This is a genomic window from Xanthomonas sp. NCPPB 3959, assembly GCF_056675575.1.
The window spans coordinates 1-16378 of record NZ_JBWWVR010000007.1 but is presented as its reverse complement, the minus strand read 5'-3'; the positions used below and the strand labels follow the sequence as shown (position 1 = coordinate 16378).

At 65.5% G+C, this 16378-nt stretch carries 23 protein-coding genes; 10 read left to right on the top strand and 13 right to left on the bottom strand.

Features of this window, described 5'->3' with window-relative positions; all coding sequences use genetic code 11:
* Window positions 1–3 precede the first annotated feature (3 nt).
* The 12 genes from AC1KVG_RS09795 to AC1KVG_RS09740 form a co-directional block, all read right to left on the bottom strand.
* Window positions 4–351 (bottom strand): hypothetical protein, encoded by a 348-nt coding sequence (locus AC1KVG_RS09795; RefSeq protein ID WP_115040715.1) that lies wholly within the window; start codon window positions 349–351, stop codon window positions 4–6.
* Window positions 352–430: 79 nt separating this feature from the next.
* The gene (locus AC1KVG_RS09790; protein WP_481094268.1) at window positions 431–1093 is read right to left on the bottom strand and encodes a RebB family R body protein; all 663 of its coding nucleotides are present in this window, start codon (window positions 1091–1093) and stop codon (window positions 431–433) included.
* The gene (locus tag AC1KVG_RS09785) at window positions 1090–1269 is read right to left on the bottom strand and encodes a RebB family R body protein (RefSeq protein ID WP_043931546.1); all 180 of its coding nucleotides are present in this window, start codon (window positions 1267–1269) and stop codon (window positions 1090–1092) included. The genes AC1KVG_RS09790 and AC1KVG_RS09785 overlap by 4 nt, the downstream gene beginning before the upstream one ends.
* Before the next feature lie 89 nt (window positions 1270–1358).
* Window positions 1359–1694 (bottom strand): hypothetical protein, encoded by a 336-nt coding sequence (locus tag AC1KVG_RS09780; protein WP_115040623.1) that lies wholly within the window; start codon window positions 1692–1694, stop codon window positions 1359–1361.
* A 106-nt stretch (window positions 1695–1800) separates the two neighbouring features.
* Window positions 1801–2079 (bottom strand): RebB family R body protein, encoded by a 279-nt coding sequence (locus AC1KVG_RS09775; RefSeq protein WP_022973268.1) that lies wholly within the window; start codon window positions 2077–2079, stop codon window positions 1801–1803.
* A 52-nt stretch (window positions 2080–2131) separates the two neighbouring features.
* On the bottom strand, window positions 2132–2398 hold the full coding sequence (locus AC1KVG_RS09770) for a RebB family R body protein (RefSeq protein WP_317062861.1): 267 nt from the start codon (window positions 2396–2398) through the stop codon (window positions 2132–2134).
* 30 nt (window positions 2399–2428) lie between these two features.
* A complete protein-coding gene (locus tag AC1KVG_RS09765) occupies window positions 2429–2698 on the bottom strand; it encodes a RebB family R body protein (protein ID WP_022973269.1) in 270 nt (89 codons plus the stop codon).
* A 35-nt stretch (window positions 2699–2733) separates the two neighbouring features.
* Window positions 2734–3021, bottom strand: coding sequence for a RebB family R body protein (locus tag AC1KVG_RS09760; protein ID WP_115040621.1), 288 nt, complete (start codon window positions 3019–3021; stop codon window positions 2734–2736).
* 1185 nt (window positions 3022–4206) lie between these two features.
* Window positions 4207–5271, bottom strand: coding sequence for a uroporphyrinogen decarboxylase (gene hemE, locus AC1KVG_RS09755; protein WP_115040620.1), 1065 nt, complete (start codon window positions 5269–5271; stop codon window positions 4207–4209).
* Between the two features lie 8 nt (window positions 5272–5279).
* On the bottom strand, window positions 5280–5531 hold the full coding sequence (locus AC1KVG_RS09750) for a WGR domain-containing protein (RefSeq protein ID WP_006449079.1): 252 nt from the start codon (window positions 5529–5531) through the stop codon (window positions 5280–5282).
* Window positions 5532–5710: 179 nt separating this feature from the next.
* Window positions 5711–6823: a 3-dehydroquinate synthase gene (aroB, locus tag AC1KVG_RS09745; protein ID WP_481094267.1), complete on the bottom strand. Its 1113-nt coding sequence runs from the start codon at window positions 6821–6823 to the stop codon at window positions 5711–5713.
* On the bottom strand, window positions 6820–7362 hold the full coding sequence (locus AC1KVG_RS09740; RefSeq protein ID WP_043889342.1) for a shikimate kinase: 543 nt from the start codon (window positions 7360–7362) through the stop codon (window positions 6820–6822). Before AC1KVG_RS09740 ends, aroB begins: the two co-directional genes overlap by 4 nt.
* A 206-nt stretch (window positions 7363–7568) precedes the next feature.
* Here AC1KVG_RS09740 and pdxH point away from each other — a divergent pair, with 206 nt between their 5' ends.
* The 9 genes from pdxH (at window position 7569) to AC1KVG_RS09695 (ending at window position 13941) form a co-directional block, all read left to right on the top strand.
* Entirely contained in the window at window positions 7569–8168 is a 600-nt protein-coding gene (pdxH, locus tag AC1KVG_RS09735; protein ID WP_074057342.1) for a pyridoxamine 5'-phosphate oxidase, read from the top strand.
* Window positions 8165–8635: an aminoglycoside 6'-N-acetyltransferase gene (aac(6'), locus tag AC1KVG_RS09730; RefSeq protein WP_481094266.1), complete on the top strand. Its 471-nt coding sequence runs from the start codon at window positions 8165–8167 to the stop codon at window positions 8633–8635. The genes pdxH and aac(6') overlap by 4 nt, the downstream gene beginning before the upstream one ends.
* 126 nt (window positions 8636–8761) lie before the next feature.
* Window positions 8762–9178 carry a YjfI family protein gene (locus AC1KVG_RS09725; protein ID WP_006449074.1) on the top strand — a complete coding sequence of 139 codons (417 nt, stop codon included), beginning with the start codon at window positions 8762–8764 and terminating at the stop codon, window positions 9176–9178.
* A 12-nt stretch (window positions 9179–9190) separates the two neighbouring features.
* Window positions 9191–9961, top strand: a complete 771-nt coding sequence (locus AC1KVG_RS09720) for a PspA/IM30 family protein (RefSeq protein WP_023904670.1) — start codon at window positions 9191–9193, stop codon at window positions 9959–9961.
* 25 nt (window positions 9962–9986) lie between these two features.
* Window positions 9987–11069, top strand: coding sequence for a potassium channel family protein (locus AC1KVG_RS09715; RefSeq protein WP_481094265.1), 1083 nt, complete (start codon window positions 9987–9989; stop codon window positions 11067–11069).
* Window positions 11066–11740 (top strand): YjfK family protein, encoded by a 675-nt coding sequence (locus tag AC1KVG_RS09710; protein WP_481094264.1) that lies wholly within the window; start codon window positions 11066–11068, stop codon window positions 11738–11740. Before AC1KVG_RS09715 ends, AC1KVG_RS09710 begins: the two co-directional genes overlap by 4 nt.
* A 37-nt stretch (window positions 11741–11777) precedes the next feature.
* The gene (locus AC1KVG_RS09705) at window positions 11778–12182 is read left to right on the top strand and encodes a DUF350 domain-containing protein (protein ID WP_006449070.1); all 405 of its coding nucleotides are present in this window, start codon (window positions 11778–11780) and stop codon (window positions 12180–12182) included.
* A gap of 12 nt (window positions 12183–12194) precedes the next feature.
* A complete protein-coding gene (locus AC1KVG_RS09700; RefSeq protein ID WP_006449069.1) occupies window positions 12195–12773 on the top strand; it encodes a DUF1190 domain-containing protein in 579 nt (192 codons plus the stop codon).
* Between the two features lies 1 nt (window position 12774).
* Window positions 12775–13941 (top strand): glutathionylspermidine synthase family protein, encoded by a 1167-nt coding sequence (locus AC1KVG_RS09695; RefSeq protein WP_481094263.1) that lies wholly within the window; start codon window positions 12775–12777, stop codon window positions 13939–13941.
* Window positions 13942–14323: 382 nt separating this feature from the next.
* Here the strand turns inward: AC1KVG_RS09695 and AC1KVG_RS09690 are convergent, their stop codons facing one another.
* Complete coding sequence (locus AC1KVG_RS09690) at window positions 14324–15694, bottom strand: MFS transporter (RefSeq protein WP_481094382.1); 1371 nt, start codon at window positions 15692–15694, stop codon at window positions 14324–14326.
* Window positions 15695–15806: 112 nt separating this feature from the next.
* Here AC1KVG_RS09690 and soxR point away from each other — a divergent pair, with 112 nt between their 5' ends.
* Window positions 15807–16253, top strand: a complete 447-nt coding sequence (gene soxR, locus AC1KVG_RS09685; RefSeq protein ID WP_043889844.1) for a redox-sensitive transcriptional activator SoxR — start codon at window positions 15807–15809, stop codon at window positions 16251–16253.
* Window positions 16254–16378 lie beyond the last annotated feature (125 nt).

Sequence of the window (16378 nt, the reverse complement as noted above, 5' to 3'; positions counted from 1 at the left end):
AGTTCAACCAGCGGGGAAATTCTTCAGCACCAGCCCGGCCGCCGAACCGATCCTGGCAAAGTCGTCGGTGGCGCCCTGCATCAGCTCCTGCGCCTTGGTAAGTGCAGTGACGTACTTGTCATCCCCGGTGGCCAAGTACTGCGCCATCGCCACGCCGACCGCGGTGGTCGCAATCGTGGAGACATTGCGCAACGCGTCGGTGGCGTCCTGCACCGCGATGGCGGTCGACTGCGCCACCGATTGGTAGGCTTTGCCGGCTCCGCTGGTCAGCACGACCTGCGGGCTCATGGTCGCCAGCTGCACCTGGTTGATGACATCGATGACCTGCGCATTGACCTTTGTCGGTTCCATCTTGGTTCCCATGGAATGATCGGCCGCCTTTCAATGAGGCCTGGTGGTAGGGGGGGATGACCTCATCTCTGCAGACGGCCTAGGACTGAGCAGGCGGCGCAGGTGCAGGTGCAGGGATAGATGCAGATGCAGGTGCAGCAGGAGCAGCAGATGCAGATGCAGGAACAACAGGGGGTGTGCCAGCAGCTGCAGTTGCGGGTGAAGTTGCGGGTGCAGCAGCAGGAGCATCAGGAGTGGCAGCATCATCGGGGCCGGCGCCGGAGGCGGGAGGAGTAGCGGGCAGGGGCGGCGGTACGCTCAGTGCATGCACTTCCAAGAGGTCGGCGGTTGCGGTCGCGGCATCTGCCGAGGCGCCCTGCGCTTGCGTTTTCAGCACGTCGACGGCCACCTTGGCTTCCGCCGCTGCAGCGGCGATGAGTGCTGCAGGCGGGGGCGGTACGGGGGGCGGGCCGGGCAACGGCGCGACCGTCGGTGGTGGTCCGGGTGGTGCAGGCGGTGGTGGCGGCGGAACCGGGAACGGTGCCGAGATCATCTTGGCGCAGGCGGCGGTGATCGCTGCTGCATTGATCATGCCGGCGCCTTGCTGCCGATTGACGGCGTTGTGCATCGCCATGCCCAGCGTCTCCAGCATCACGGCATCGAGCATGCCGAGCGCCTGTGCGGGCGCCTGACCGGTGGTCAGCGTCACGATGCTGCTCACCGCATCGACGACCTGGCTGTTCACGCTACTGTCGTCGATCATGACGAAGTCGCTCCCTTCTGGATGATTAAGGCAAGGATTTGAGTAAGGGCTGCATCGGCAAGCACCTGTCCGCGCTGCTGGTTGGCGACTGCGTTTTCCATTGCGAGGGCGATGGAATCCGACAGCGCCAGATAGGTCGCTCCCATTGCAAAGGCCGGTGCCTGCCCGATGGCCATCGCCGCACCTGTGGCGGCATTGCCCACCAGACTGGCAACGCTTGCGGCATGCGCGCTTGGCTCCATGACGGGGCATTGGCGTTGGCGTCCTAAGCCAACGACGGCCTGCGCTGTGCGACGCCAGCCGACGCCGAGAACATGACGGTGTTTTGTGGCGCGTGTTTGCACGCGTACTGCAAGGCCACGCCATCGGGCACGCGCTCGAGGAATGCAAAATTGCCGTGCGGTACGTCGATCACGCGGTCCAGCTTCTGGCGATAGACCAACGGCTGCGCTCCGGGAATCACAGGCAGGATGCCGTCGAACTCGACGTTGATCACCGCCTTTTGGTGCGGCGCGAACGTCGCCACAATGGTGCGGCCCCTGATCAGTCTCACTACGACGTCCAGGGTGTTGGACGTGGGAATATGGCGTAGTTGCAGCATGAGGCGTCCTTTCTCGATTCGACCAGCGAACTGCGTGGTAGTTACAAAGGCATCGCGTATCGAACCAGGCGCCGCCCGCGCTGTGGCAGCGGCGCCTGGCTGCCGATTACCGGAGCCCGGCGCTCAGGATTTCCCTGGTAGCGACGCCGTCGGACGCGGTGTCGATCGAATACAGCGTAGACACGCCCTGCGTCGTCGATGCCTGCATCGTCACGTAGGACTGCTGCTGGTTGTTGGTGGCGTTGTGCGCGGCGTTGGACAGCGCCTGGCTGGTGGCGACGAACAAGTTGCCCATTGCGATCGCCGGCGCATCGCCGAGGACCTTGGTGTTGACTTGAGAAACGGAATCGGTGATCTGGCTGTTGACGGCAGTCGGAAAGGCCATGGTGAAAACTCCTTGAGGTAGTGAAAGAACGAAGAGCCTGCGGCGTTAGCGGTTAGCCGAGCATCTTCTTGGTGGCGGCACCCGTGGCGCCGGTATCGAGCGAGTACAGCAGCGAAACGCCCATGGTGGTTGCTGCCTGTGCGGTGACATACATCTGTTGTTGCGCGAGTGTTGCGTTGTGGGCCGCGTTTGCCAGCGCCTGCGCGGTGGCCTGATACAGATTGCCCATGGCTGCGGCAGGGGAGCTTCCCAGCACCTGCAGGTTTGCCTGGGTGACCGAGTCGGTGATCTGATCGTTGACGGCGGTGGGAAATGCCATTGGCGAATGTCCTTGGCGTTAGCCGGGCCGTCAGACGCCCAGGATCTGCTTGGTGACGACGCCGGTGGTGGCGGTGTCGATGGAGTACAGCGTCGCCACGCCCATCGTGGTGGCCGATTGCGCAGTGACATAGCTCTGCTGTTGCGCGTTGGTTGCGTTGTGGGCAGCATTTGCCAACGCTTGCGCAGTTGCCTGATACAGATTGCCCATCGCGATCGCCGGTGCGTCGCCCAGAACCTTGGTATTTACTTGGGTAACGGAATCGGTGATCTGATTATTGACTGCGGTCGGAAATGCCATTGCTTGCTCCTTGTGTGCCAGAAATCACGATTGACTTAGCCCAGGCCCTTCACGCCAGTGCTCAGAATCTGCTTGGTCGCTACCCCGGTGGTGGCGGTATCGATGGAGTACAGGGTGGCGACACCCATCGTGGTTGAAGACTGCGCAGTGACATAACTCTGCTGCTGCGCGTTGGTCGCGTTATGGGCTGCATTGGCCAGCGCCTGCGCGGTGGCCTGGTACAGATTGCCCATGGCGATGGCCGGGGCATCGCCCAGCACCTTGGTATTGGCTTGGGTGACGGAGTCGGTGATCTGGTCGTTGACGGCGGTTGGAAATGCCATGCTTTTCTCCCTGTTTCTCGAATGAGTGAAGCGCTTGAACAAACGTGACGATGTCGAGGTTCGGCAGGCGGCCTGCCTGTCCGGAGATGTGTTGCAGTGGCACCGCATCACCGTGGAGAAACAGTAGATCTCCTTGGCTCGGAAAAATTGGTTTAAACGACGGCAATGCCGGGTTTATCGACGTGAAGCCCGATCCGCTTTAGAGCGGCATGCGTAGCGATGCGGCGATTTGGAACGCCGTGCGGGGAATTCATGGGTGAATCGCAACGGCGTTTGCATAAACCCGCTGCGCAATACCAGTAACGTCCGATTATCTCAGCCCGGGCCCGATAGCTCGCGTCCGCTTGGTCGTGTGTGACGCCCGCCCTATCGCAACGACGTGTTGCCGTTGCGCGGTCAGACTGTGCTTGGCTGACGTGCGGAAGAGGGAGAGGGTGCGCGGTCTACAAATGCTTGAACGGCTATAGCGAGCTGGTTTGCAGTCGCAGCGAGCCGGGCAGCGAGCTGTCCGCAACGGTGTGCAGTATCGCCTGGCGTGGGTTTATCGGCGGCGCTGCGTGCCAAGCGTGGGTGGCATGACCACCGCCGCCGCTCCGGTGGAGGTCGTATGCAGAGGCATGGCGCACCTGCTGCTGGTGCACGGCCTCCTGATGGTGCGCGGCTTCGCCCAGCGTCCCGGCCTGAGCGATTGACAGTGAGAGTTCAACGACGTCTGCGTCGTATCGCATCGACACAGGCAGGATGACAAGCTGACTGCCGCACGAAGTCGGTGGGATGCGCTTGGTTTAGGGCAACTCATTGCATCACCGTGCGATCGCCGGACGGGCGCGGCCGATGCTCGGCAGGCACACGCGGACACTACAATTTCTCCGCGCCCATCTGACGGCCGCTGGTGACGACCTGCGGTCGCTCTTGAACACAATTCGCAGCAAATCCGCAACTGCTGCGGATGCCCTTGCGAGATGCTTTCACGGCAGTGCGCGCCGGGTTTGCCGGCGGTGCAGAGCGCCTGCTTGAGGGCGCTGCACGCCAAGGTCGGCAGGCAACTCGAGGTGCTCCGGCGGTCCCGCGCTGCATCCGCTCATGCACCAATCAGCAAAACGCCGCGCAGTTGATGACCCGATCGCGTACGCGCGCTGCGTGGCGACCGACAGCACGTGCGGGTGCTGTCGATCGCGCGGCGCATTACCGCTTGCTCAGCGTCTGCACCGCTTCCACCAGCACGCCAACATGTTCGGGATTCATGTCCGGCGACATGCCGTGGCCGAGGTTGAAGACGTGGCCTTCGCGCGAGCCGCCGTTGCCTTGGGCGTAGCTGTCCAGGGTCTTGCCGACCTCGGCGCGGATCGCCTCGGGCGAGCCGTACAGGGTGGCCGGGTCCAGGTTGCCTTGCAGGGCGACGCGGCCACCGGCGCGCTGTGCGGCGTCGGCCAGCGAGATGGTCCAGTCCACGCCCACCGCTTCGGCGCCGCTGGCGGCCAGTTCGCTCACGTAGGCGCCGTTGCCCTTGCCGAACAACACCAGCGGGGTGCGCTCGGCGCCGTCGCCACGCTCCAGCTCACGCGCGATACGGGTGAGATAGGGCAGCGAGAATTCGCGGTACATCGCCGGCGACAACACGCCGCCCCAGGTGTCGAACACCTGCAGCGCCTGCGCGCCGGCCGCGCGTTGTGCCGACAGATAGGCGATCACTGCATCGGTGACGGTGCTGAGCAGGTGATGCAGCACCTCTGGCGCGTTGAAGGCCATTGCCTTGATGCGCGCGTATTCTTTGCTGCCGCCGCCTTCGATCATGTAGCAGGCCAGCGTCCACGGGCTGCCGGAGAAACCGATCAGCGGCACCGCACCATCCAGCTCGCGGCGGATCAGGCGCACCGCATCCATCACGTAACGCAGCTCGGTTTCCATGTCTGGCACGCCCAGCCGATGGATCGCGGCCGCATCGCGCACCGGATGGCGGAACTTGGGACCTTCGCCCTCGACGAAGTACAGCTCCAGGCCCATCGCATCGGGAATTGTCAGGATGTCGGAGAACAGGATCGCTGCGTCCAGCGGAAAGCGCTGCAGCGGTTGCAGCGTCACTTCGCAGGCGATCTCGGGGTTCTTGGCCATGCCCAAAAAGCTACCGGCGCGCGCGCGGGTGGCGCGGTATTCCGGCAGATACCGGCCGGCCTGGCGCATCAGCCACACGGGGGTGCGGTCGACGGGCTGGCGGTTCAGGGCACGCAACAGGCGATCGTTCTTGAGCATGGTGTTCCTCAGCGCGGCGCGTCGGCGCCGCCGGTGATGAGTTGGAAGCCGCGTTTGAGGTGGGTGTCGCGTGCCTTGTCGAAGGCCCGGTCCGCCTCATCCTGCAGCAGATATTGGTCGCGTCGCAGCTGCGAGCGTCCACCGATCTCGCCGCTCTCGCGCAGCAGCTCCCAGCCACCGAACAGATCCGGTTGCAGGGTCAGCTGGACATAACGCAGCGGCGCATTGCCGCCGGGATCGTGTTGCAAGTGGATACGCATGGCGCCAATTGTAGCCGGGCGGTGCTGAAGGCTGGGAGGCAGGGATTAGGGCGTGGGGATTCGGGATTGGATAAGGCAGGCTGCAGCGTGCCCGACCTGGCAGCGTGGGTACGAACGACGCTGCGTTTTCCGGGATGTTGGATCGCGCTTACTGCCGCAGCCGGCCAAACGCGTACACCTCAGCCCGCCAGAATCTTCAGCACCGCGGCCTCGTCCACATCGGGCACCACCTCGGCCTTGCCGATGCCGCGCCACAACACCAGGCGCAGGCGGCCGGCGATGTTCTTCTTGTCCAGCCGCATGCGCCCCAGCAGCGCTTCCGGCGACAGACCGGCCGGGATCTCGGTGGGCAGGTCGAAGTCGTGCAGCAGGGCGCGCAGTGCCTCGGTGTCCTGCGCAGTGCTCATGCCCAGCGCGGCCGAGAGCCGTGCGGCCAGCACCATGCCCACCGCCACGGCTTCGCCATGGTTGAGGTTGTCGTTGCCGGGAGCGCCGTAGCCTTGTTCGGTCTCGATCGCGTGGCCGAAGGTGTGGCCCAGGTTGAGCAGGGCGCGCTCGCCTTTTTCCAGCGGATCCCGCGCCACGATCTCGGCCTTGTGCTCGCAGCTGCGCGCAATGGCCTGGGCCAGCGCTGCGGCGTCGCTGTCCAGCAGTGCGCGGCGCTCGGCATGCAGCCACTGGAAGAACAACGGGTCGCGGATGGCGCCGTACTTGATCACCTCGGCCAGACCTGCACGTAGCTCGCGCGGTGGCAGGGTGCGCAGGGTGTCGGTGTCGGCAATGACTGCGCGTGGCGGATGAAACGCGCCGACCAGGTTCTTGCCCTGCGGGATATCCACCGCAGTCTTGCCGCCGACCGAGGAATCCACCATCGCCAGCAGGCTGGTGGGCAGCTGCACGCAATCCACCCCGCGCATCCAGCAGGCCGCTGCGAAGCCGGCCAGATCGCCGACCACGCCGCCGCCGAGTGCGAACACGCAGGCGTCGCGGGTTGCGCCCAATTCGGCCAGCGCAGCGATCGCAGCGCCGAAGTTATCCAGCGTCTTGGAGGCTTCGCCAGCGGCGATCACCAGCTCGCCGAGCTGCAGGTCCGGGCGCGCCTGCAAAAGGGCATTGCGCACCGCGGCTGCGTAATGCGGGGCCACCTGCGAGTCGCTGAGCAGCAGCACGTGGCGGCCGCGCACATGGCTGGCCAGGCGCGCGCCGTCGGCCAGCAGGCCGGGCGCGATGGTGATGGTGTAGGGCTGCGCGCCGTCGACATCGACGCTGCGCGAGGAACGGGGAAGTGTCATGCGGGGGTACTCGACATGCGCCATTGCGCGGCCAGGCGCAGCACCAGCTGTGCGGTGGCCTCGGCGGGGGAGAAATGATCGGTTTCCAGGCTGAGGTCGGCGACCTCCTGGTACAGCGGGGTGCGCTGCGCGGCCATCGCGTGCAGCACCTGCTCGCGGTCGGCGCGCTGCAACAGCGGGCGATTGCGGTCGCGCGCCAGCCGCGTCAACTGCGCCGGCACGCTCACATGCAGATAGACCACAAAGCCGCGCTCGCGGATGCGCTGGCGGTTGAGCGGATCCAGCACTGCGCCACCACCGGTGGAAATCAACTTGTTGTCCTGCTCCAGCAGTGCCTGCAGGGTCTCGAGTTCGTGCTGGCGAAACCGTGCTTCGCCGTGCTGTTCGAAAATGGCCGGGATGCTCTTGCCCGCCTGCTCGACGATGGCCTGATCCACATCGACGAACTCCAGCCCGAAGCGCTCGGCCAGACGACGGCCGATGCAGCTTTTTCCGGCGCCCATCGGGCCGACCATCACGAGATTGGGAGCGGGGTTCATGCGCAGGGATCGTAGCATTCACGCCCGCGCGCCGGGCCGATTGACGTGGCCTGAAACCATTCGTGCGGTGTGACGTGCGACTGCGTGCCTCGGCATCGACACCTGCCGCCGCCGCAGGCAGATCGATGGCTGCGACCGTGCGGACATAGGCGAAGCACACGCGATGCGCCCACAATAGGCGCCAATCTTGCTGCCCACGCACCGTCATGACCGATCTGTACGCAGAAGCCCTTGCCACCTTCACCGCGCTGTACGCCGAGGCACAGAACAGCGCCGAACTGGAAGCCAGCGCGATGACCGTGGCAACCGCCAGCGTGGATGGCCGGCCGAGCGCGCGCACCGTGTTGCTCAAGGCCTTCGATGCGCGCGGTTTCGTGTTCTACACCCATCTGGACAGCGCAAAGGGCCGCGATTTGCAGACCCATCCGCAGGCGGCATTGCTGTTTCTGTGGCGTAGCCTGCGCGAGGCCGGCATCCAGGTGCGTATCGAAGGTGGCGTGCAGTTGGTGAGTGCGGACGAATCCGATGCCTACTTCGCCTCGCGCCCGCGCATGAGCCAGATCGGCGCCTGGGCCTCGCTGCAGTCGCAGACGCTGGGCTCGCGCGAGGAGTTCGACGCGGCCATCGCCAAGGTCGAAGCCACGTTCGAGGGCCGCGAGGTGCCGCGCCCGGATGGCTGGGGCGGGTTCCGGGTGGTGCCGCAGGCGTTCGAGTTCTGGTACGGCGCCAACTTCCGCCTGCACGAGCGCTGGCGCTACGAGGCCGATGCGGCCAGCCGCTGGAGCAAGCGGATGCTGTATCCGTGAGCGCGCCAGCCGGGTGGCGGGTGCGCGCGGCGGTCGGTGCCGATGCGCAGGCCTTGCTGGCCTTGCGCCTGGCCTTGTGGCCGGATGCCGACGGTGGCGTTGCCGACGACAGCGTCGCCGAACTGCAGGCCGCGCTGGCGCAATCAGATGCCGGTTACCTGATGGTGGTGGACGACGCGGATGCGGCGCTGGGGTTTGCCGAGGTGTCGGTGCGCCACGAGTATGTCAATGGCACCGAAAGCACGCCGGTGGGCTTTCTAGAAGGTTGGTATGTGATTCCGGCCTGGCGCGGCCGCGGGCTCGGTCGTGCACTGGTGGCAGCGGCGGTCGCGTGGACGCGTGATCAAGGCTGTGCGGAGCTGGCCTCCGATGCGCGGCTGGAAGACAGCGGCGCCCAGGCGGCGCATGCGGCGTGCGGCTTCGAGCCAACTGAACGGGTGGTCTGCTTCCGCCTGCAGCTGGCCTGACCAGCTGACTTCCGGCCCTTTCTGCCGGTCGCGGACAGTCTGTAGTATGTCCGCCCATTGCACGAGCATTGCTGCATCACCGCAGCTGCTCGACCACCGCTGCATGACCAAAGGACAGGACATCGTATGACGCAGTACACCACTGTCGAATTGCACGGCCTGCTGGCCGAGCGCTACCGCGACCAGCCGATCGAGGTCGAGCTGATCGACGGGCTGGAACCGGCCATCAATCTCACCCTGGCCGACCACGGAGACATGCAGATCCAGGTCGCCGCCTCCGGCTCGCAGGTGTTCGTGTCCACGCTGCTGGCCAATGCCGACCAGGTCAGCGACCGCGCCGCCTTCAACGATGCCTGCCTGCGGCTCAATCCGCTCAACCCCTTGTCCAACCTGGGTCTGGTGCAGGTCGACGGCAAGGACAGCTACGTGGTCTTTGGCGAACTGTCGGCGTCGTCCACGCTCGACCAGATCGACGAGGAAATCCAGACCCTGGCGGCCAATACGCTGGATGCCGCCGAATCTCTCAAGCCGTACTTTTCCTAAAGGCGTGTTGTCATGAGTATCTTTTCAAAGCTGATCACGCTGCTGCGTGGCACTGCACACGAAACCGGCCAGAAGGCGGTCGACGCCAATGCGCTGCGCATCCTGGACCAGGAAATGCGCGATGCCGGCGCCCAGCTCACGCGTTCGCGCGAAGAGCTGACCAAGCTGATGGCACAGAGCAAGCTGGCCCAGCAGAAGATCGACGCGCGCGCCGGCAAGATGGCCGAATACACGCGTTATATCGAAGGTGCGCTGGCCAAGGGCGACGAATCGCTGGCCCACGATGTGGCGACAAAGCTCGCCGCGCTGGAAAGCGAGGACGCCGGCGACAAGGCCTCCAAGACGGCGCTGGACCAGTCGGTGGTGACGCTCAAGGCCACCATCCAGAAGACCGAAAACCAGCTGCGCGGCATGCGCCAGCAGATCGACACGGTCAAGGCCACCGACGCGGTGCAAAAAGCGCAGGCGGCGATTGCCGCGCGGCACTCCGGCGCCAGCAGCAAGATGGGCTCGGCACTGGAATCGCTGGAGCGGATCAAGGCGCGTCAGGCCGAGACTTCCGCACGCATCGAATCGGCCGAAGAGCTCGAATCGTCCAGCGGCGACGGCGATCTGAACCGGCGTCTGGCCGCAGCCGGCCTGATGGAAGGCGAGTCCAACGCTGCCGCAGTGCTGGCACGCTTCAAGAAGCCGGCCCAACTCGGCCACGACACCGCCAGCGGCACCGCGCCGCTGATCGGCCAGGTGCGCGACGTGCAGCAGGTTCCGCGCAGCGACAGCTGATCCACCGCACGGCACAGGACGCGCCATGATCATTGTCGGACGGTTGTTCCGGGTACTGCGGCGCCATGTGCGCCGCGTCAGCTGGGGCCTGGTGGCGCTGGCGCTGCTGGCCCACATGGGCGTGAGTTGGGCATTGTTGTTGATGGCTGGCGAGCACAAGCTCGTCGGCCTGGACGCGTTTCCGTACTACTACATGACCACCGCCACCACCATCGGCTACGGCGACCTGTCGCCGGGCTCGGTGGCCGGGCGCTATATCGCCGCGTTCGTGTTGATGCCGGGCGCGGTGGCGCTGTTCGCCACGGTGCTGGCCAAGACCAGCGGCGTGCTCATCACTTTCTGGAGGCGCCACTACATGGGCAAGATGGCTTACGCCGATCTGCGCGGGCACACTATCCTGATCGGCTGGCAGGGCGCCGCCTCCGCGCGTTTGCTGGAACTGTTGCTCTCGGACACCGCCACCGACGACGAAGGCGTGGTGCTGATCGCCGAGGGCGTGGCCGAGAACCCGATGCCAGACCACATGCGCTTCATCGCCGCCGAGTCGTACACGCACACGGACGTGTATCTGCGTGCGGGCATCGCGGGCGCGGCGCGGGTGATCGTCAACCCGCCATCCGACGATCAGACCCTGGCGGCGGTGTTCGCGCTGATGGCGCATGCGCCGCGTGCGCACATCGTGGCGCACTTCGATTCGGGCAGCGCCGCGCGGCTGGTCAATTGCCACTATCCGGCCATCGAATGCACTCGCCCGATGACCGCCGAGATCCTGGCGCGCGCTGCGCAGGATCCGGGCAGCGCGGCGATCACTGCCGAGCTGCTGTCTGTGGACGATGGCCCCACCCAGTTCAGTCTTGCGGTTCCGGCCGATGCAGGCCCGCTGGATTACCGCGTCGTGGCGGCCGACTTCAGCCAGCGCGGCGCTTTGTTGCTGGGCCTGCGCGCGCCCGATGGTGCGTTGCGGTTGAACCCGCCCGCACACACCGCTGTGGCGGCCGGTGCCATGCTGTATTACCTGGCCGAGCAGCGCGTGCCTGCGCACGCCATCGCATGGCACGCCCTGCGCACTGCCGCCGTTCCCCATTCCCCATCGCCACAAGGTGCATGACGATGAGTTTTTTCAGCAAGTTGTTCGGTCAACCACAACCCGCGGCGCCCGCGTCCGGCACCGGCGCGATCGGCCACACGCTGCCGCTGGGCCTGCGTGTCGGTGGCCAGGTGGAGATCGACACCACCCTGTATCGCATGGCGCCGGAGGCCATGACCGCCGAGCTACCGGGCGGCCATCAAGGTATCCCGTGCTATGGCCACGTCAATCTGGGCGATGGCTATTCCCTGCATCGTTTCTATCTGGACGACGATGCGTTCTTGCAGGTCACCACGGTGGGCGGCGATCTGGAAGCGATGAAGGCGTTTGTGTATTGCGAGACGGTCAACCCGCCCAGCAAGCAGGCATTTCAGGAGTTCGTGATGCAGCATCCGCATCTGGGTGCGGCGCAGATCGACTACGCCGGCAAACGTTGGGAGCGCGCCACCCAGTCCACCGATGATGCCGCGCGGATCCCGCCGATCGCCTACGACGAAGTGCTGTACCGCTATCAGCCGCCGCGCCGCGATGGCGATCTGACCCACTACGCCATGCTCTACAGCCGCGATGTGCCTGAGCTGCAGCGTGAGGAATTCCTGCTGGTCACTGGCGAAGATTCCGGCCCCAACGAATTCTGCGTCACCTATGCAGTCGGCATCGATGTCACCGTCGCCGATCTGGATATCACCTGAGCGCGCGCGCTCGTCTTCCACCTACCCTGGTCCTGTCATGAACCCGATCAACCTGCAGAGTTTTCTCGCGTTTCTTTCCTACTTCGGCACCGGTCTGGGCGTGTTGATCGTCGCGGTGGTGCTGGTGACCCTGGTCACCCCGCACAAGGATTTCACCTTGCTGCGGCAGGGCAACGTGGCTGCGGCCACCGCACTGGCCGGCAACTTCATCGGTGTGGCATTGCCGCTGCATTCGGCCATCACCCATTCGGTGAGCCTGGTCGATGCGCTGATCTGGGGCGCGGTCGCCTGCGGGATTCAGATCGTGGCGTATCTGCTGGCCAACGTGGTGGCCGGGCGCATCTCGCGGCAGATCACCGACAACGTTGCTGCGGCGGGCATCTTTTCGGCTGGCGTGTCGATCGCGGTCGGGCTGATCAATGCTGCGGCGATCACGCCGTAACGGAGTACAGGCATGAAGCGCTCACGCAATCTCAAGCTCACCTTGATGGCCGCCTTGCCGGCCGCCCTCGTCACCGGTTGTGGTTCTGAACCAGAGACAGGTGTGGTGCTGCAGTCGGCCTCCGACTGCTACCAGATCAAGCAGGAACAGACCGACATCCAGCAATGCCTCAAGGCCTATGACGAGGCGGTGGCCAAGCATCAGCAGGCTGCGCCGCGCTTCAATTCGCGCTACGAGTGCGATGCGCAGTTCGGCAGCTGCACCGAGGTGCCGGGTCAGACCCAGGGGCAACACAGCTGGATTCCGCCGATGGGCGGCTTCCTGCTCGGCTATGCGCTGGGCAACATGAGCGGTGGCGGCGGCTATCGCTACGGCGGCGCGATGCCGCTGTATCGCGATTACCGCAGCGGCGGTTACTACAAACCCAATGGCGATCTGGCCAGCAACCGTATCGGCACCGTGCGCGGGCGCAGCGGCGCCATCGACATGCCGTCGCGTGCGATCACCGTGTCGCGCTCGGGTTTCGGCTCCAGTGCGGCGGCGCGCAGTTCGTTCGGCAGCGGCGGGCGCAGCTCCGGGTACGGCGGCTGACATGCAACGGATCGCAATTGCAGAACGTACCGATTGGCGCGACCAGGCCGAGTCGCTCGGCTTCCATTTCCACACCATCGACGGCGAACCGTATTGGGACGAAAGCGCGTATTACGCGTTCTCGCTGCGCCAGATCGAGGACGACATCGAGGCGCCCACCCAGGAACTGCACGATATGGCGATGCAGTTGGTGGACGAGGTGGTCGGCTCGGAACAACTGATGACGCAGCTGGCGATCCCGCCGTTCTACTGGGACTGGATCGCCAACTCGTGGAAAGACCGCGACCCGCACCTGTACGGCCGCATGGATCTGGCGTATGCCGGCGACGGCCCGGCCAAGTTGTACGAACTCAATTACGACACGCCGACCTCGCTGTACGAATCGGCGTATTTCCAGTGGTTGTGGCTGGAACAGCAGATCGCCGCCGGCGTGCTGCCCAAGGGCACCGACCAGTACAACCTGATCCAGGATCTGCTGTGCGAAACCCTGGGCGCGCTGGCGGTGGAGGGGGCGATCGGGCCGCAGATGCATTTTTCAGCGGTGCGCGATTCGCTGGAGGATCGCGCCACGGTGCGGTATCTGCGCGATTGCGCGCACCAGGTGGGCATCAGCACCGAGGAAGTGGCCATCGAAGATATCGGCCTGAGCGCCGATGGCTGGTTCACCGATGAGCAGGACCGGGTGATCCATACGCTGTTCAAGCTCTACCCGCTGGAATTCATGATGGAAGAGCGCTTCGGGCCGGCATTGATTGCCAACCGTGTGCGCCTGATCGAGCCGGCATGGAAATCGGTGCTGAGCAACAAGGGCATCCTGCCGCTGCTGTGGGAGCGCCATCAAGGCCATCCCAATCTGCTGCCTGCACGCTTTGCGCAAGCCGGCGAAGCGCCGACGGCAGGCTGGGTGCGCAAGCCGCTGCTCTCGCGCGAGGGCGCCAATATCTCTCTGGTCACCGCACAGGGCGATGCCGCACAGACCGATGGGCCGTATGTGGATGGGCCGGCGATTTTGCAGGCGCACCATCCGTTGCCGGTGTTCGACGGGCGGCATGCGCTGGTGGGCAGTTGGGTCGTGGCCGATCGCCCCGCCGGGCTGGGCATGCGCGACGACGATGGCCCGATCACCCGCGACACCTCGCGCTTCGTACCGCACGTGATCGTGGATTGATGTAGTAGTGAGTGCGCATCGCCACCGCAAGGTGGCGGTGTTGCTTGTTGCGATTGCCTCAGCTGTGGCCGTTGGTGAGGTTCGCCGGTTACGTGGCTGCGCTCTGCGCAATGGTCCTGCCCTGCACAGCGCAGACAACGCGCTTCATCGCCTTACACACGCCTTGGTTGCGCGCAAGCCCTTCACTGCAGGCCGAGCAGCGCAGGTTTTCCACACCCCCTGTGGATGGAAGTTGCACAAGGCTGTGGACAAGTGAGCGCAGGCCGCGGCCTGCAACGCTGTCAAGATGGGTGGCGAAAAAATGACCAACCGCTCGCGGCGATGGTTTTCCAGTCGAGATTTGAACGATCCCGGCAGGATCGGCAAAGTCGATTGCACACCATCACACTCGCCGCGCCACGAAAAAGCTCGCCATCGCCAGCAGCCACGCCAACGCGAACACGCTCAGGTATGCGGCCAACGTCGCGGAAGCCAGCAGCGCAGCGAACAAGGCGCCGGCCAGCGCCAGCATGCCGGCCACCGCAATCGCTTCGCTCAACTGCAGCGCCGAACTGTTCGCGCCTTGTTGCGCCGGTGGCGACAACGACAACATCAACACCGACAGACTCGGATACAGCAGGCCCATGCCCAGGCCTGCCAGCGCCCAGCCGGCAATTGCCACCGGTACCGGAATGAGCGGCCACACCGCGCCCGCGCTGATCACGATGCCCAGCGACATCAACAACGCACCGATCTTGAGCAGGCGTGGGCGCGCCCAGCCGGCGCGGCTATGGCCCTGATACCACGAGCCGCTGAACCACCCCAGCGCACCCACGCTGAGCGCCACGCCGGCCAGCAGCGGCGAGAGGCCGCGTTCGCGCGACAGCAGCAACGGCAGAAACGCCTCGAACCCGAAGAAGGCCGCCGCCGCAATGCCACGCAGCGCGATCACGCTGGGCAGCCCACGCGCCAGCCGCAGCGTGCCGCCCGGCAACAGGTGCCAGGCGCAGAGCAGCGTGAGCAATAGCGCTGGCGTCATCGCAAGCAACGCCAGCATGCCGTGCAGCTGCCCGCCCAGATACACGCCGAGCACGCCCAAGGCCGCACCGATCGCCCAGCCGAACGCGGCGTTGGAGTCGGCGTACGGTTCGCCCGACCACGCGCGCCCGCGGATGGCCGGCCACAACATCAGCCCGGCCGGAATCGCCAGCAGCGGCACCGACAGAAATACCCAGCGCCATCCCACGTGCTGCACGATCAGCCCGCTGATGCCGGGCCCGATCAACGAGGGCACCACCCAGCCGGCGGAAAACGCGGCAAACACACGCGGCCGCAACGCTTCCGGATACAGGCGCCCGACGATGACGTACAGCGCCACCGAATACGCCCCGGCGCCCAGGCCTTGCAGCAAGCGCCCTGCGATGAGTAGCGGCATGCTTGGCGCCAACCCGGCGATCAACAGCCCGATCACAAAGCACAGCAGTCCTGCACCCAGCGCGCCGCCCGGGCCGCGTCGGTCGCTCCAGCGCCCGGCGGCGGTCATGCCGACCACGCTGGTCGCCAAGGTGCCACCGAAGGCAAGCGCGTACAGCGGCAGCCCGTTCAATTCGCGCGCCACGGTCGGCATGGCGGCGGCAACCGCCAGCGACTCGAAGGCATTGAGCGATACCAGCGCGACCATGCCCAGCGTTGCGGCGCGATACGGCGCGGCGAGAATGGAAGTGGGTTGCGTGGCGCCCAGTGGCGTGGCGGGCGTGGTGATTGCGGCGGGCATGTCGGTGGGCATCGAAGATCCAGGAACGAGCGTGAGCACAGCCATGACATCGGTACTTGCACCGGTCATGGCCGCGCAGCATCCTGCCTCAACCAAGGTTGAGGTCAAGGCAATGCAGCGTGAGTTGTCCGTGGGCGAAGTGGCCAAGCGCAGTGGCGTGGCGGTGTCGGCATTGCATTTCTACGAGCGCAAGGGCTTGATCCGCAGCCTGCGCACCGCAGGCAACCAACGCCGTTATGCGCGCGATGTGTTGCGGCGGATTGCGGTGATCCGCGTGGCGCAGCGGCTTGGCGTGCCCTTGCAGCAGGTGCTGGAGGCGTTCTCGGTGTTGCCGGAGCAGCGCACCCCCACACGTGCGGAGTGGGCGCGCATGTCGGCGCGCTGGCGCGGGCAACTGGATGCGCGCATTAGCGAACTACAGGCGCTGCGCGACCAGCTCACCGACTGCATCGGCTGCGGGTGTCTGTCGCTGCGCCGCTGCCGGCTGAGCAATCCGGGCGACACCCTGGGCCACGACGGTGAGGGGGCTTTGCGACTGGGCAGCTTGATTGCGGAATAAGAGTGGCTAACAAAACTTAGCGAGCGGGCGCTTGGCGGTGAGTCTGGTGTTGTCGGCCGCGTCTTGGTGGATGGCGTCAGAAGTCCAGGTCAAACGCTGAGTGGATCGAGGGCGCGGGGCCCTCG